This is a genomic window from Arthrobacter sp. GQ119, from assembly GCF_059759125.1.
The window spans coordinates 112,450-127,440 of the sequence record NZ_JCAXEA010000004.1; the positions used below are offsets into that span (position 1 = coordinate 112,450).

Below are 14,991 nucleotides of genomic sequence, written 5' to 3' on the forward strand. Positions count from 1 at the left end.
AGCGCCCGAACGTTACCAGCCGCGCTCGGCGAGGCGGTGCGGCTGCGGGATCTCGTCCACGTTGATACCCACCATGGCTTCGCCCAGGCCGCGGGAGGCTTTGGCAATGACATCGGGGTCATCGAAGAAGGTGGTGGCCTTCACGACGGCGGCGGCGCGCTGGGCCGGGTTGCCGGACTTGAAGATGCCCGAGCCGACGAACACGCCGTCGGCGCCGAGCTGCATCATCATCGCGGCGTCGGCCGGGGTGGCGATGCCGCCGGCAGTGAAGAGCACCACGGGGAGCTTGCCGGTGGAGGCAACTTCCTTGACCAGTTCGTACGGTGCCTGCAGTTCCTTGGCCGCGACGTACAGCTCGTCCTCGGGCAGGGCCGCGAGCTTGAGCAGCTCCGCGCGGATCTGGCGCATGTGCGTGGTGGCGTTGGAGACGTCGCCGGTGCCGGCCTCGCCCTTGGAGCGGATCATCGCCGCGCCCTCGTTGATGCGGCGCAGCGCCTCACCGAGGTTGGTGGCACCGCAGACGAAGGGAACGGTGAAGTTCCACTTGTCGATGTGGTTGGTGTAATCGGCCGGGGTCAGGACCTCGGACTCGTCGATGTAGTCAACGCCGAGGGACTGCAGGACCTGCGCCTCGACGAAGTGGCCGATCCGGGCCTTGGCCATGACCGGCACGGAGACGGCGTCGATGATCTTGTCGATCATGTCCGGATCGGACATGCGCGACACGCCGCCCTGGGCGCGGATGTCGGCCGGGACGCGCTCGAGCGCCATCACGGCAACGGCACCGGCGTCTTCGGCGATGCGGGCCTGTTCGACGTTGACGACGTCCATGATGACGCCGCCCTTGAGCATCTCTGCCATGCCGCGCTTGACGCGGTTGCTGCCCGTGACGCTGTTGGCGGACGAGCCGGCTTCGCTGCTTACATCAGGTGTAGACACAAAAACCCCTATGGGTAGATAGATGTTGCTGGATCCGGTCTCTCGACCCGGTGCAGAGGGCACACAATGCCCCAGTTCGCACACACCGGATTCCCGGATCCATGGACCAGGTAGTCCTAATACTAGTCCCACCGTGGCGGCGGGGCTTAATCAGGGTTGCGCTGTGTCCTGGGTGGCTTGGCGGCGGACCGCCAGCACGCGCTGCACCACGGTGACGAGGCTGGCACCGGCAAGCAGCACCAGGGTCACGAACAGCACGATGCTCGGCAGTCCCAGCCCGGTGAAGCCGGTAACGACGAGCAGCGAAACAAGGCGTTCGGCGCGTTCGGCGATGCCCACATTCGCCTGGAAGCCCAGGGACTCCGCCTTGGCCCTGACGTAGGACACCACCATGCCCAGGACCAAGCAGACGACGGCGGCAATGGCAATCGCGGTATCCCCTCCCCCGGTGAAAAACCAGATGGCCACGCCTGCGAACAATGCGCCGTCGGCCAGCCGGTCCAAGGTGGAGTCCAGGAAGTTGCCCCAGGCGCCTTCGCGGTCCTGCATCCGCGCCATGATGCCGTCGATGACATCGGAGAAGATGAAGGCGGTGATGAAAAGGGTCCCCCACCAGAGCTGCCCGAGCGGGTAGAACACGAGCGAGCCGATCACCACGCCGGCAGTGCCGACAATGGTGATGGCGTCCGGAGAGACCCCCATTTTGAGCAGCCAGCGGGCAAGCGGGGAGAACAGCGCGGTGAAGAACCCGCGGGCATGCCTATTCAGCATGCGTCTCCCCCGGCCACGCTTCGGCCACCTGCTGGCGCACTTCGTCGAGTGTCTGCGTGATCGCCTTGGTCTGGGCAATGATGGGGAAGAAGTTTCCATCCCCGCCCCACCGCGGAACGATGTGCTGGTGCAGGTGCCCGGCAATCCCTGCCCCGCCCACCACGCCCTGGTTCATGCCCAGGTTGAATCCGCCAGGATTTGCCACCTTCCGCAGCACGCGCATCGCTGTCTGCGTGAGGTCGGCGAATTCGGCGGTCTCCTCGACGGTCAGGTCCGTGTAGTCCGGAACGTGGCGGTACGGGCACACGAGCAGGTGGCCTGGGTTGTAGGGAAACAGGTTCAGCACCACGTAGCTGGTGCGGCCGCGGTACACGATCAGGGATTCCTCATCGGTGCGGGCCGGAGCAACGCAGAAAGGGCAGTCGTCCTGGTTCTTGTACTGGTGCTGCCCGCCCTTGATATACGCCATGCGGTGCGGAGTCCAGAGGCGCTGGAAAGCGTCCGGAACGCCGGCGAGGCCAAAATCGTCCGTCACCTCGGCGTCGCCCGGATAGCCTGCGCCTGTGTTCTCCTGCACGTGTGCCTCTCGTTTGTGGCTAGCTGGTCCGGTTGCGGACGGCGTCCACGATCCGCTGGACCGCCTCTGCCACCGGCACACCGTTGTCCTGGCTGCCGTCGCGGAAACGGAACGACACCGCGCCCGCTTCGGCGTCCTCGCCGCCGGCGATCAGCACGAACGGGATCTTGTCCTTGCTGGCGGTGCGGATCTTCTTGGGGAACCGGTCCGAGGAGATGTCAACCTCGGCGCGGATCCCGGCGGCCTTCAGCTGGTCCACGACGTCGAACATGTAGTCGTTGAAGGTTTCCGCCACGGGGATGCCGACCACCTGGACGGGAGCCAGCCAGGCGGGGAAGGCTCCTGCATAGTGCTCGGTGAGCACGCCCATGAACCGTTCCACCGAACCAAACAGCGCACGGTGAATCATGACCGGGCGCTGGCGTGTGCCGTCTGCAGCCTGGTACTCGAGTTCGAAGCGCTCGGGCAGGTTGAAGTCGAGCTGAATCGTGGACATCTGCCAGGTGCGGCCCAGTGCGTCCTTGGCCTGGACGGAGATCTTCGGCCCGTAGAACGCGGCTCCCCCGGGATCCGGGACCAGCTCCAGTCCGGACGCTTCGGCCACTTCGGCCAAGGTGCGGGTGGCTTCCTCCCAGGCGGTGTCGTCACCCACGAACTTGTCTTCGTTCTTGGTGGAAAGCTCCAGATAGAAATCGTCAAGGCCGTAGTCCTTGAGGAGGCCCAGGACGAAGTTCAGCGTGCCGGTGAGTTCGTCCTTCATCTGTTCGCGGGTGCAGTAGATGTGGGCGTCGTCCTGTGTCATGCCGCGGACCCGGGTCAGGCCATGCACCACACCGGACTTTTCATACCGGTAGACGGAACCGAATTCGAACAGGCGCAGGGGCAGCTCGCGGTACGAGCGCCCGCGGGACCGGAATATGAGGTTGTGCATGGGGCAGTTCATCGGCTTCAGGTAGTAATCCTGGCCGGGCTTGCGCACGGTGCCGTCTTCGTTCAGTTCCGCGTCGATGTGCATCGCCGGGAACATGCCTTCCTTGTACCAGTCCAGGTGGCCGGAGACTTCGTAAAGGTGCCCCTTGGTGATGTGCGGGGTATAGACGAACTCATAGCCTGCATCCACGTGCCGCTGTCGCGAGTAGTCCTCCATGGCCTTGCGGATGATGCCGCCCTTCGGGTGGAACACCGGCAGGCCCGAGCCCAGCTCATCCGGGAACGAGAAGAGGTCCAGCTCGGCGCCGAGCTTGCGGTGGTCGCGCCGTTCGGCCTCGGCGATGCGCTCCTGGTAAGCCTTCAGTGCGTCCTTGGTGGGCCAGGCCGTGCCGTAGATGCGCTGCAGCTGCTGGTTGTTCTGGTTGCCCAGCCAGTAGGCGGCCGAGGAACGGGTCAGGGCGAAGGCGTTGGAGATCAGCTTGGTATTGGGCAGGTGGGGACCGCGGCACAGGTCGCACCAGACGCTGTCACCGCTCTTGCGGTCAACATTGTCGTAGATGGTGATGTCGCCGGCGCCCACCTCGACGTTGACGCCTTCCCCGGCGTCGGCGGCTTCGTTCTTCTTGCCCAGCAGTTCCAGCTTGTAGGGCTCGTTCTTCATCGCCTCGCGGGCTTCATCCTCGGAAACGACGCGCCGCACGAACTTCTGGTTCTGGTTGACGATTTTGAGCATCATCTTTTCCAGCTGCCGGAGGTCTTCGGGGGTGAAGGGCTCCGCGACGTCGAAGTCGAAGTAGAAGCCGTCGGTGATGTACGGGCCGATGCCGAGCTTGGCGTCGGGACGCAGCTGCTGCACGGCCTGGGCCATGACGTGGGCGGTGGAGTGGCGAAGGACGTTGAGGCCGTCCGGGGAGTCGATGGTGACGCCTTGGACCTCGGCACCTTCGGGAAGCGGCTGGTCAAGGTCCTTCAGCTCGCCGTCAACCCGGGCCACAACGACGTCGCGGCGCTCAAAGAAGACTTCCGCGCCGGTGGTCCCGGTAGTCACCTTCATCTCTTCGCCATCGACGATGAGGGTGATCTGCTGGGCTTCTGACACGGGTGTCTCCTATTCAAAGTTAAGGCTTCGTAGCTTGTGGCATACGGGGACCACAGCCAGCCTCGTCAATCGTATCGGTTACGGCTGAGGCCAGCCAAAGCGGCACACGGGCAGGGGTGGTGGGGTTCAGCCGCCCAGGCCGGTGATGGCCAGGTTCCTGCCGGTCCCGCTCAACGGGCCGGGTGTCCGGAACTCGGCCGGGATGACGGTGCCGGTGTTGGGTTCCCCGCTCTCCGGTCCGCGCCCGGAGGGGGAATCCTTCGCCGGGAAAGGCAGGGTCTCAATCCTGCTCAGGTCCCAGGCCATGCTGGCGCTGAGGCTGATCCCCCGAGGGCCCGTCCGCCGGGTGGTTCCCCTGATAAGCAGCAGGCGGGTGCCGAACAGCAGAGGTCCCGACTTCTCCTGCGCCTCATGGAAGAAGACAGAGTCCACGCAGCCGGTGCCGTCGTCGATGCTGATGAACACCACTCTTTTGCCTCCGCGCATGGGCGGGGTCTGGGTGGCGATGCGGACCCCGGCCACCAGAACTTCAGTGCCGTTCCTCAGTCCGAGGAGCTTGTCGGCAGTGGTGACGCCCAGCCTGTCCAGCAGCGGACGGTGGCTGGACATCAGGTGCTCGCTGACGTCAACGGCCATGAGGTCAAGTTCCGCCCTGACATTCTCCACGACGGTGGGTGGCGGAAGTTCGGCCTTGACGTTCCTCAGTTCAATGTCTCCGAGGGGCAGAGCCAGCTGGCCCGCAACGACGTCGGGCGCTTTCCGGTGCTGGCTGTTCTGCAGGGTCTGCAGATGCTGGACCAGGTCCGCCCGGTTGGCCGCTCCGCCGGATTCCCTGTGCAAGGAATCGAAGGCTCCCAGCTGGGCCAGCCTCTTGATGCTCGGTTTCGTCAGCCTGGACCGCGCCCTCAGGTCAGCCAGGGAGTCGAAGGGCTGTCCGGCCACTATCCGCTTCAGTTCGGCCCCGGAGAGCCCGAAGATGCCTTTCAGGCTCAGCCTGATGCCGAGTTTGCCCTGGTCCGGCCCCGAAACGATGCGCTCCACCCGGTACTCCGCGCCGCTGCGGTTGATGTCCAGCGGCAGGATGGGGATTCCCAGGCGGCGGGCCTCGGCGACAAGCAGGCGCTTGGGGTACATGCCCGGATCGTGCTCCCACAGTCCGGCGAGGAAGGCCTCCGGATGATGCGCTTTCAGCCAGGCCGACTGGTAGGTGGGCACGGCAAAGGCAGCGCCGTGGGCCTTGCAGAAGCCAAAGCTGGCAAAGGACTTCAAGGTCCCCCAGACCTTGTCAACGACGTCCGGCGAATACCCTTTTGCCTTTGCCATGCGGCGGAAAAACTCCTCCACCTGGGATTCCATGACCTCGTTGCTCAACGCCCTGCGGAACTCGTCGGCTTTGGCCAGCCCGCAGCCGGTCATCACGTCAAAGGTCCTCAGGATCTGCTCGTGGAACACCGTGACACCGTGGGTTTCCTGCAGCACGGGTTTGAGATCCGAATGGGGATAGACCTCCGGCGCAAATCCGTGCCGGTGCTCGAGGAACGGCCGCACCATGTCGGATTTCATGGGCCCGGGACGGAACAGGGAAATGTCGATGATGAGATCGTTGAATTCCCTTGGCGCCATCTTGCCGACCAGTTCGCGCTGGCCCGGCGATTCGATCTGGAAACATCCCAGGGTGTGGGTGCTCCGGATGAGCTCATAGGTGGGCTCATCATCCAGCGGCACCGCGTTGAGGTCGATGAAGCCGTCCTCCCTGATGTAGTCCGGGCCGTTGCCGTCCGGACCCGCGGGGTGGGCGCCCGCAGCCACCACATCGGCTTTGGCGGGATGGATCCGGATGATCTCCCGGACGGCGAACGCCATGGCGCTTTGCATCCGGACTCCCAGCACGTCCAGTTTGAGCATTCCCATCGGATCCATGTCGTGCTTGTCGAACTGGCTCATCGGCAGCCCCAGCCCGCTGGGCTGCACAGGAGTTCTGTCCAGCAGGGTCGCGTCGCCAAGGATGACTCCGCAGGGGTGCATTGAGATGTGGCGGGGAAGCCTGTCCAGGCGTTCGGTGAGGTCCACGAGCAGGTCCAGTTGCTGGTTGCCTGACGCATCCCGCTGCTCCACCCGGTCAGCAAATTCACGGAGCTCGGGTTTTTCTTCCAGGGCTTCCCTGAACCTGCGGGCGGAAAAGCGCCACAGCTGCTTGGCAATCTCTCCAATGTCGCCGTCGTCCATGCCCAAGGCCATCCCGGCGTCCCGCACTGCCCCCCGGGCACGGTAGCCGTTCTGCATACTCATGAGCGTGACGCGCTCGGCGCCAAAACGGTCAAAGATCTTCCGGTATACGTTGTGCCGCTCAGCGCTTTCGACGTCGATGTCGATATCCGGAAGGGTGGACCTGTCCCGCGACAGGAAGCGTTCGAAAATAAGGTCATGCTGCAGCGGGTTCACCTGGCTGATATCGAGCAGGTAGTTCACCAGGCTGGACGCTCCCGAGCCCCTGGCAGCGGCCCGCACGCCCATGTCCAGGATCATCCGCGATACCTCGGCCACCGTCAGAAAATAGGAGGCGAAGCCGAGGTTGGCGATGATCTTCAGTTCGTGCTCCAGCCTGCTGCGCATTTCAGCCTCGGCCTTCCCGGAAATACCCGGAAAGCGGCGTACCACACCGGCCTCGCACCTCAAGGCCAGTTCCGCCAGGGGGTCACCCTCGATGCCGATCACCGAAGCCTCAGGAACGACGGGCTGCTTCCAGCCCATGTCCGTGACGGGATCCATCCTGCAGCGGTCGGCGAGCGCCTCCGTTTGCGCGAGCAGGACCTGAAGATCCGCCGCCCCATACCCGGCGGCGTGAATAATTTCCTTGCCCAGCTGCAGCATCTGATCAGGGGACTTCAGCCAGCCCTGCCCATTGGGCTGCAGCAGTGGCGCGGCTGAGAGTTCGGGCAGGGACTTCAGGGTCCGGGCGGAGTCGAGGACATCGGCCGTGGCGGCACCGTCCTCGGCACAATAACGGACTGCATTGGTGAGGACCGCCGGAACACTGTACTCCTGGGCGAGCTTGAGCATGCGGACCGCATGGGCGGTGCTAAGGGGCTCTCCCGGGGCGCTGAGATGGGAGACGACCTCCGCGACGACGCTTCCGGCCGGCAGGGAATCCAGCCAGCTCTTGAAGAGCGTGCGGGGCCGGAGGTAACGGCGTCCGCCCATGGCCCTTCCGACGTCGGAATCCGGCCCGATCAGCACGCTGAGCACGGGCTTCAGGGTAAGCGGGTCAAGAATCCTTGAGGCCAGTTCCGCCCGGGTGACTGCAGCCGGCACCGCTCCCCCGGACTTGCCCGTGGTGCGGGCATGGGCATCGGAAATCAACCGGCAGAGCGCCTTGTAGCCGGCCCCGTTGTTGTGGCCGTGCGCAAGCACCACTACGCGGCCGGAAAGCTGGGTGCGAAGATCTCCCTCGTCGTCGAAAACGGCGAGGTCCACCCCGACCACCGGGTCCAGGCCGGCAGCCATGCAGGCTTTCAGATGCTTGACCGTTCCGTACAGGCCGTCCCTGTCCGTGCAGGCAAGGGCGGTTGCACCCTGGGCCGCCGCCGATTGGGCGAGTTCATCGGGCCAGGAAACGCCGTAGTGGGCGCTGAAGGCGGTGGAAACGTGCAGGTGGGTAAAGCTCATGCTGTCTTATGCCGGAGTGCGTCGTGGATCCGGAGCAGCCGCCAGCGTCCGCTGCCGGTATGCCGGACCAGATCGAGTGTCAGGTGTTCAGGGGCCGCAGGGGCCTCTTCGGACAACGAGGCTTCCAGGGGCGCTACCTGAACTCTCCAGATCTCGTGATCCACAAGTCCGGGCCCGCTGCCCAGTGGAGCCCGCTGTTCCTCGGCCCACCACTGGCGGCGTTCATACCAATGAACCGGCTCGGCGCAGACCGTGTACCTCCGCCCGCCCCACTGCAGTTCCACGGGCTGGCCTTCCGGTCCACAGGCAACGTCCACGGACTCGCTGAACATGCCCATAGGTGCCTCCGGAAACCAAGATGAAGGTGCTGCAGATGAAGGATGGTTCGAATATGTATTCGAATAAGTCCAGTCTACGCCTGGGCTCCGGCAAAACCTAGATGGGTGTGGACTGACAGCGGCTCAAGGGGCAGGATGGAGCCATGAGTTCCAATGACGCACTCCTGAAGCACGTAAGCATCGCCGCCAAAGACACCATCTTGGAGGCCAAATTTGATATTGACGGCAATATTCCAGGATCGGGCGCCTTTGTAGTGGGGCTCGTGGCAGCAACTCCGGACTATTCACATCAGCGAAGGCTCGGAATTGAGTTCATGAACGGCGAAGCCGTGTCGATGTACTCGTTCAGCCATGACGGCACCGAAGAAAACTTCGACGTCAAGAGCGTCGAGCATTCGGGCAGCACCATAACGGGTAACTTTCCCATGAGCACGGTGCTCGGACTGGAGAAAGGCCACCTCATGTCAGCCTTCAGCGAGGCCGACGGACGGGAATTCCAGTCCGGCGTACCGGTGGAAGAAGCCCTCTAGGCACCTAAGGAAGCAAAATACTCGGGGCCTGTTTCCCGCCGTCGCCCCGACGTCCCGCCGGCAGTTCCTGCTGCCCGGTCAGTTGTTCTCGTTATGGATCTTCATCTCGAGCTCGATGAACTTCGAAATCATGGCCCGGTAGGTGGTTTCCACGATGTCCGGGTCGATTTCCTTTTTCTCGGCAGCGGCGCGGACATGTTCAATCACACGTTCCACGCGCCCGGGAGCCCGGACCTCGGCGTCATCGCCCTTTAGCGTTCCCGCGATCCTGATCAGACGTTCGCGGCGTGCAATCAGCGTGACGATCTGGTCATCAACCTCGTCCACTGCGATCCGCACAGCGGCGAGCTGCTCCCTGTCAGCCTGGGCGCTTTTATCGTCTCCGTGATTTGTGGGCATGTCCATGACAGTATCGAACCATGCAGCCCCGAGTCGATTTTATTTCCCTGGGAGTGCGAAGCGTGGCCGCCTCCCGCAGCTTCTACGTTGAGGGCCTCGGCTGGCCCGTCCACAAGGAATTCCCCGAAGTGGTCTTCATTCAGGCCAACCATGGCCTCATGTTCTCCCTCTGGGACGCCAGGCAGATGCAGGCCGAAGCCGCGGTGGATGCCCCCGAGTCCGTCCCGTGCATCACGCTCAGCCACAACGTGCAAAGCGCTGCCGAAGTCGATGAAGTGATGGCCCAGGCGGAATCTGCCGGCGCAACGGTCGTGGCAAGCCCCAAGACCCAGCCCTGGGGAGGGTACACGGGCTACTTCGCCGATCCGGACGGTTTCAGGTGGGAGATCGCCTTCAACCCCACGTGGACAGTTGACGACGGCGGACGGGTCAGCCTGTGATGCGGCCCGCTAGAAGAGTGCTCCCACGGGCTCGATGAGTTCCGGCGAATTGTTCCTGACGTTGCCCACGGCCGGCCCTACCGAATCCACGCGCCAGCCTGCCGCCTCGTCCCTGACCCCGGAGCGGACGAGGTCCAGCAGCCCGGCTGGGTCGTCAACCTGGGGGTCGAGCCATGCTGCCATGGTGTCCCGGCTCATGGGCAGCGGAACACGGTCGTGAAGGGCGGTGAGCTCACCGAACACAGTGGATTCGGCACCCTCCGGTGGTGAATCCGCCGTCATGATTGACATGGAAAGCATCCAGCGGCCCGGGTCATCCTGCCGTTTGGAGGGGTCCTTCCACCACTCATAGAGGCCTGCGAAGGCCATTCCCGGCCCTTCCTTGGGATGCACGTAGTACGGCTGTTTGCGTCGCCCTTCGCCCTGCTTCCACTCGTAATAGCCGTCAGCCGGCACTGCGCAGCGCCGGGACTGTACGGCCTTGCGGAATGCAGGCTTCTCGAGCACCGTTTCGCTCCTGGCATTGATCATCTTCGGCCCGACTCCCGGGTCTTTGGCCCAGGACGGCACGAGTCCCCAGCGCGCTATATGGAGCTGGCGGACTGTGGCGCCCTCGATCAGCCGTTCCAGGACGATGGGCGCATCATCCGTGGGCGCCAGATTCCACGACGGCGGGAGCTCCATTTCGTTCTCAAGCTCGGCGTCGAATTCGGCCAGCAGATCCCCGACCGCCCTGGCCATTACGTAACGTCCACACATGGCACCAGCATGCCACCGCAACACAAACGGGGAAATACCGGCTCACGGGTTAACGTTGACTGAACGAAACTGACAGGCACGAACCTATACCTGAGGAGCTCTCCGTGGACTTCACCCCCGAAGACGGCAGCATCACCATGTTCTCCACCACCTGGTGCGGTTACTGCAACCGGCTCAAGAAGCAGCTGGATGCCCAGGGAATCGGTTATACCGAGATCAACATCGAAGAGGTTGACGGCACGGCCGAACTTGTCGAGCAGATCAACGGCGGCAACCGCACAGTTCCCACCGTGCTGTTCCCGGACGGCACCGCCGCAACGAACCCTTCAGCCGCCGAGGTCAAGAGCCGGCTCGCGGCCTAGCCCCCCGTCAGCGCAGCCCGGCCGCTGCTGCCTCCTGCAGGGCAGCGGCGATCCGGGCGAGCGTGGCCGACTCTATGGACCATTGCTGCCAGTACAGCGGAACGTCCACATGCCCGCTTTTATCCAGCACCGTTAGCGTGCCTGCGTCCAGAAGCCCCTTGGACTGAAGATCCGGCAACATTCCCCACCCAAGCCCCAGTTCGATCGCCCGCATGAAGTCCGACGACGCCGGGACGTAGTGACGGGGCGGGTAGCTGGCCCCGGGCTTCAGCCTGCCCTCGAGGTAACGGTCCTGGAGGGCATCCTTGCGGTTGAACACCACCAGGGGCGCCCGCGACAACGCCGCATCGGTAAAACCGTCTGACAGCCATTGCGCGGCAAAGGAAGGGCTCGCCACAGCGCGGTAGCGCATGACGCCCAGCGGCCGGACCGTGCAGCCCTGCACGGGCTCGCGGTTTGAGGTGATGGCCGCCATTGCCGTCCCTTCCCGGAGGCGCTCGATGGAATAGTCCTGGTCATCGATGCTGATTTCGAAACTTGCCCGCTCCACCCCCGCCAAGGCCGGCAGCACCCAGGTGGCGAGGGAGTCCGCGTTGATTACCAGCGGAATGCGGGGGCGGGACCCTGCACCCTCCAGGCCCAGTTCCTCCATGGCCTCGCTTTCCAGCAATGCCACCTGCCGCGCCAGGCGCACCACCACGCTTCCGGACTTCGTTGGCCGGACCGGCTTGGTGCGGAGCAGCAGGACCCGCCCTGTCTGCTGCTCCAACGCCTTGACCCTCTGACTGATCGCCGACGACGTCACATGCAGCGCCGCGGCGGCGCGGTCAAATGTCCCGTGGTCGATCACAGCAGCCAACGTCCTGAGCTGCTCTGTGGTGGCATCCATCCTAAGTTTTCCTTAATTGGGGTAAGAAACTTTAGCTGTACTCATGATTCCCGGGGACCTAGAGTCAGGCAAGTGGAAATTACTTCAACCCTCGGCGCCCTGGTCACCGGCTTCGGCGCGGGCTTGTCCCTCATCGTCGCCATTGGCGCACAAAACGCTTTCGTCCTGCGGCAAGGACTGCGGCGCGAACACCTGGCGCCAATTGTGGCGGTGTGCATCGCGAGCGATGCCGTCCTGATTGCGGCGGGAGTCGCCGGCGTCGGCGCGCTCATCCAGGCGGCGCCGCTGGCCCTGGTCATCGTGCGCTGGGCAGGCGCAGCTTTCCTGCTTGCCTACGCCCTTTTCGCAGCCCGGCGCGCCTTGAAGCCACGCAGCTTGAGCGCAGCCGTCACCACTTCCCGGAACACGCTGGCCGCAACGGTGGGAACCGCCGTCGCACTGACCTGGCTGAACCCGCACGTGTACCTGGACACCGTCGTGCTCCTGGGATCGATCGCAGCCGACCACGGCCCTGAAGGCCGCTGGCCGTTCGCCTGGGGAGCGATTGCGGGAAGCACGCTCTGGTTCGCCCTTCTCGGCTTCGGGGCACGGTTCCTGGCTCCGGTGTTCGCTCGGCCCGGAGCCTGGCGGGTCCTCGACGGCGCCATCGCCCTCCTGATGCTGGCACTGGCCGCGTTCCTGGTCATTCCGTAGGCCCGTCCGCTACCAGGTTCGGCGGCAGCCGCGGTCCTGGAGGACGCGCGTTGCTCTGGCGGTATTTTCCGCTCCGCACTACAGTTCAAACCCGGAGTCAAAAACCGCAGGTCCAGGCACAGTCGCAACCCACGTCACGAAGGATGGCCATGAACCCAGTTTCCGCGCAAATTGGCACCGTTTTCGTCCCCGTCAGCGATGTCCAGAGGGCCCGGGACTGGTACTGCGGCGTGCTGGGCGTGCCTGTCGAAGATTCCATTCTCGACCATCTGTACATGCTGCCCATGAACGGCACGGGCCTGGTCCTGGACAGCAAGATCTACTCCCCCGATGCAGTCTTCAAGGTTCCGGCCTTTCACTTCAACACCTCGGACATCCGGGCCGCGCACGGGTTCATGAAGGACCGTGGCGTGGAACTCACAGAGGTCAACGAGGACCAGTGGTTTAACTTCCGGGACCCCGACGGCAACGTCCTGATGGTCTGCCAGATACCGGCAGCGACGGAATAGCGCCGGCAGCTTAGTCCTGACTACCGCTGCAGGCTGCCGAACTCGGCGTACGCCAGGGGCGCGTAGCCGCTGTACGTGCTGATCACGGCGTCCTCGATGGACTGCACGTCCAGGTGCGGCACAAGGTCGTCAACGGCACCGGCCGTCGTGGGGTCCCAGTTCAGGCCCAGTGCGCCGTAGCTGGCCGTGAGGACACTGCGGAGCGGCGCGGAGTTTTCCACCACGACGACGGAGCTGAACAGCCATCCGCCGGACACCACGCGCTGGGCGGTGCCCACGAGCTTGACCCGGTGCGCGGAGTCGTCCGGGTGCGTTCCATGGACGCTGAACTCGCCCGGGCAATATTCCCCCGGGATCTCGCCGACTGCAGCCGGCACTCCGATGCTTCGCAGGGCCTCCGCCAGCATCTCACCAAAGAACGCGAACCTGCCCTTGGCTCCGGCGATCGCATCGGCGTGCGGCTCCACGTGGTCGACGATCAGGGTCCCTTGGTGGTAGGCGGCGGCCCGCCCGCCGGCCTTGCGGATCAGGGGCTCGAAGCCCTGCTCCCGGCACGCCTGCGCCGCGGCTTCGAACCCGGGAAGATGCGTGTCGCGCTGGCCGAAGGCAACCGTCGGGGCCGGGCGGTACAGCCTGAGCGTGGGGCCGACCCTCCCCGTCTTCGCCAGGCCCAGCAGCTCGATTCCGAAGTCCAGGTCCCGGGCGGCGCCCAGCGAATCGTGCTGGCGAACGATGGTCAGCGTCGGTGCTCCGGCCCCGGCCTGGTGCATGTTGCTAAGCTCCCTTATGGTCATGTTGCAATTCCTGGTCGTCGCAGCCGCCTTCGCCGTGATCGATGCCGTATGGCTCAAGCTCATGAACCCGTTTTACCGCGGCCACATCGGCGACCTGCTGGCCCAACGGCCCAATCTAGGGTACGCCGTCGCTTTCTACGCGATTTACATCGCCGGGATCGTCTTCTTCGCGTTGCGTCCGGCGCTCGACGGCGGCAGCTGGCTTACCGCCGTCGGCTACGGTGCCGCGCTCGGTGCCTTCGCCTACGCCACGTATGATCTGACCAACGCGGCGACGCTCAAAACCTGGCCCCTCCAGCTGATCCTCGTGGACATGGCCTGGGGCGCCGTCCTGACCGCCCTCGCGACGCTGGCCGGCTGGCTGGTCTTTCACCGGTAACCGCGGGATCCGGACTTCCGGGGCGTCAGCTTTTCCGCAGCGTCAGGATCTGCTCCGCGCGGCCGAACGGCCCTGCCATATCGTGCAGCACGGTTGAGGTGAGCCCGATGCCGTCGGCTCCGAAAGAGACCGCGTTGTCGAGCCCCAGCCATTCGCCCTCCGGCCGGCGATACATGTGGATCTGCAGGTCCAGGTTGGGAAAGGAATAGCTGTCCTTGCCCGGCGGCACCCGGGCGGCGATGCCGTTTGCCGTGTCCACCAGGCCCATCAGCCGGGCCATATCGGTGCTGTCCGACGCATCAGTCAGCGGATGGTCGGTGCGCAGCCACACCTTGCCGGCGCCGGGACGGTGTCCGTCGGCCACCCTCATCTCCAGTGACCGGATGTATCCGCCGGGCCAGACGCTGGCGCCGTCGTAGGGTTTGCAGTCGTGGGGTGACGGGATGTCAGCGTCCTCGATGGCGGCCACTGCGGAGGTGTCGCTGGTGATCATCCGCCAGGCCGTGGCCCGGATGATGACGCGTCCGGCAGCCACCAGTTCTGCCTGCAGGAGTTCGATGGTCCTGCCCGGGCGCAGTGTCGTGGTGACGACCTCGAACTCGCCGCCGGGAATCAGGCCGAGGATTTCGTAGCTGAGGCGTGCCATCCGCATGTCGCCGCGCGGCTCATGCCGTTCCAACCGGTCGGCAAGCAACCCGGAGGCCGGCGCCATGTGCTGTTCATGCTCGTTCCAGGCACCCTGGGCGTGAATCGTGGAGCGGAAGTGCCCCCCGCCCAGGTCCTGGTAATAGAAATCGCCGTCCGCGAGTTCCGGCAGTGCAGCAGTCAACGTTGACCCTTTCGACACAGTAAACAAATCTGCGATCACCCTATCGCGAGCTCCCCACTGCCACCGTCCCGGGTACCTCGTTCACATC

General features: G+C 64.6%; 17 protein-coding genes. 6 read left to right on the forward strand and 11 right to left on the reverse strand.

The window, feature by feature from the left end; all coding sequences use genetic code 11:
* Positions 1-12 precede the first annotated feature (12 nt).
* The 6 genes from pdxS to AC6CH3_RS05375 form a co-directional block, all read right to left on the reverse strand.
* A complete protein-coding gene (pdxS, locus tag AC6CH3_RS05350; RefSeq protein WP_400576050.1) occupies positions 13-939 on the reverse strand; it encodes a pyridoxal 5'-phosphate synthase lyase subunit PdxS in 927 nt (308 codons plus the stop codon).
* A gap of 150 nt (positions 940-1,089) precedes the next feature.
* The gene (gene pgsA, locus AC6CH3_RS05355) at positions 1,090-1,710 is read right to left on the reverse strand and encodes a phosphatidylinositol phosphate synthase (RefSeq protein WP_498131447.1); all 621 of its coding nucleotides are present in this window, start codon (positions 1,708-1,710) and stop codon (positions 1,090-1,092) included.
* Positions 1,700-2,287, reverse strand: a complete 588-nt coding sequence (locus AC6CH3_RS05360) for an HIT family protein (protein WP_205653964.1) — start codon at positions 2,285-2,287, stop codon at positions 1,700-1,702. Before AC6CH3_RS05360 ends, pgsA begins: the two co-directional genes overlap by 11 nt.
* Positions 2,288-2,306: 19 nt before the next feature.
* Positions 2,307-4,271, reverse strand: a complete 1,965-nt coding sequence (gene thrS / locus AC6CH3_RS05365; RefSeq protein ID WP_498131536.1) for a threonine--tRNA ligase — start codon at positions 4,269-4,271, stop codon at positions 2,307-2,309.
* 171 nt (positions 4,272-4,442) lie between these two features.
* Positions 4,443-7,982: a DNA polymerase III subunit alpha gene (locus AC6CH3_RS05370; protein WP_498131448.1), complete on the reverse strand. Its 3,540-nt coding sequence runs from the start codon at positions 7,980-7,982 to the stop codon at positions 4,443-4,445.
* Positions 7,979-8,320 (reverse strand): DUF6504 family protein, encoded by a 342-nt coding sequence (locus tag AC6CH3_RS05375; RefSeq protein WP_498131449.1) that lies wholly within the window; start codon positions 8,318-8,320, stop codon positions 7,979-7,981. Before AC6CH3_RS05375 ends, AC6CH3_RS05370 begins: the two co-directional genes overlap by 4 nt.
* Positions 8,321-8,463: 143 nt before the next feature.
* Between AC6CH3_RS05375 and AC6CH3_RS05380 the strand changes: the two genes are divergently transcribed.
* Entirely contained in the window at positions 8,464-8,850 is a 387-nt protein-coding gene (locus AC6CH3_RS05380; RefSeq protein ID WP_400576040.1) for a hypothetical protein, read from the forward strand.
* 78 nt (positions 8,851-8,928) lie between these two features.
* On the opposite strand, the gene AC6CH3_RS05385 is transcribed toward AC6CH3_RS05380, so the two are convergent.
* Positions 8,929-9,255: a chorismate mutase gene (locus tag AC6CH3_RS05385; RefSeq protein ID WP_400576038.1), complete on the reverse strand. Its 327-nt coding sequence runs from the start codon at positions 9,253-9,255 to the stop codon at positions 8,929-8,931.
* 14 nt (positions 9,256-9,269) lie between these two features.
* Between AC6CH3_RS05385 and AC6CH3_RS05390 the strand changes: the two genes are divergently transcribed.
* Complete coding sequence (locus tag AC6CH3_RS05390) at positions 9,270-9,689, forward strand: VOC family protein (RefSeq protein ID WP_498131450.1); 420 nt, start codon at positions 9,270-9,272, stop codon at positions 9,687-9,689.
* Positions 9,690-9,698: 9 nt separating this feature from the next.
* Here the strand turns inward: AC6CH3_RS05390 and AC6CH3_RS05395 are convergent, their stop codons facing one another.
* The gene (locus AC6CH3_RS05395; protein WP_498131451.1) at positions 9,699-10,448 is read right to left on the reverse strand and encodes an SOS response-associated peptidase; all 750 of its coding nucleotides are present in this window, start codon (positions 10,446-10,448) and stop codon (positions 9,699-9,701) included.
* A gap of 104 nt (positions 10,449-10,552) precedes the next feature.
* On the opposite strand from AC6CH3_RS05395, the gene AC6CH3_RS05400 reads away from it, so the two are divergent.
* On the forward strand, positions 10,553-10,810 hold the full coding sequence (locus AC6CH3_RS05400) for a mycoredoxin (RefSeq protein ID WP_494034467.1): 258 nt from the start codon (positions 10,553-10,555) through the stop codon (positions 10,808-10,810).
* Positions 10,811-10,817: 7 nt separating this feature from the next.
* Here the strand turns inward: AC6CH3_RS05400 and AC6CH3_RS05405 are convergent, their stop codons facing one another.
* On the reverse strand, positions 10,818-11,699 hold the full coding sequence (locus AC6CH3_RS05405; protein ID WP_494034466.1) for an ArgP/LysG family DNA-binding transcriptional regulator: 882 nt from the start codon (positions 11,697-11,699) through the stop codon (positions 10,818-10,820).
* Positions 11,700-11,777: 78 nt separating this feature from the next.
* Between AC6CH3_RS05405 and AC6CH3_RS05410 the strand changes: the two genes are divergently transcribed.
* On the forward strand, positions 11,778-12,392 hold the full coding sequence (locus AC6CH3_RS05410) for a LysE/ArgO family amino acid transporter (protein ID WP_498131537.1): 615 nt from the start codon (positions 11,778-11,780) through the stop codon (positions 12,390-12,392).
* 149 nt (positions 12,393-12,541) lie between these two features.
* Positions 12,542-12,901: a VOC family protein gene (locus tag AC6CH3_RS05415; RefSeq protein ID WP_498131452.1), complete on the forward strand. Its 360-nt coding sequence runs from the start codon at positions 12,542-12,544 to the stop codon at positions 12,899-12,901.
* A 20-nt stretch (positions 12,902-12,921) separates the two neighbouring features.
* Here the strand turns inward: AC6CH3_RS05415 and AC6CH3_RS05420 are convergent, their stop codons facing one another.
* Positions 12,922-13,671 carry a lipoate--protein ligase family protein gene (locus tag AC6CH3_RS05420; protein ID WP_498131538.1) on the reverse strand — a complete coding sequence of 250 codons (750 nt, stop codon included), beginning with the start codon at positions 13,669-13,671 and terminating at the stop codon, positions 12,922-12,924.
* Between the two features lie 22 nt (positions 13,672-13,693).
* Here AC6CH3_RS05420 and AC6CH3_RS05425 point away from each other — a divergent pair, with 22 nt between their 5' ends.
* Positions 13,694-14,074, forward strand: a complete 381-nt coding sequence (locus AC6CH3_RS05425) for a DUF2177 family protein (protein ID WP_498131453.1) — start codon at positions 13,694-13,696, stop codon at positions 14,072-14,074.
* A 25-nt stretch (positions 14,075-14,099) separates the two neighbouring features.
* Here AC6CH3_RS05425 and AC6CH3_RS05430 read toward each other — a convergent pair whose 3' ends face one another.
* Positions 14,100-14,903, reverse strand: a complete 804-nt coding sequence (locus AC6CH3_RS05430; protein WP_498131454.1) for a thioesterase family protein — start codon at positions 14,901-14,903, stop codon at positions 14,100-14,102.
* Positions 14,904-14,991 lie beyond the last annotated feature (88 nt).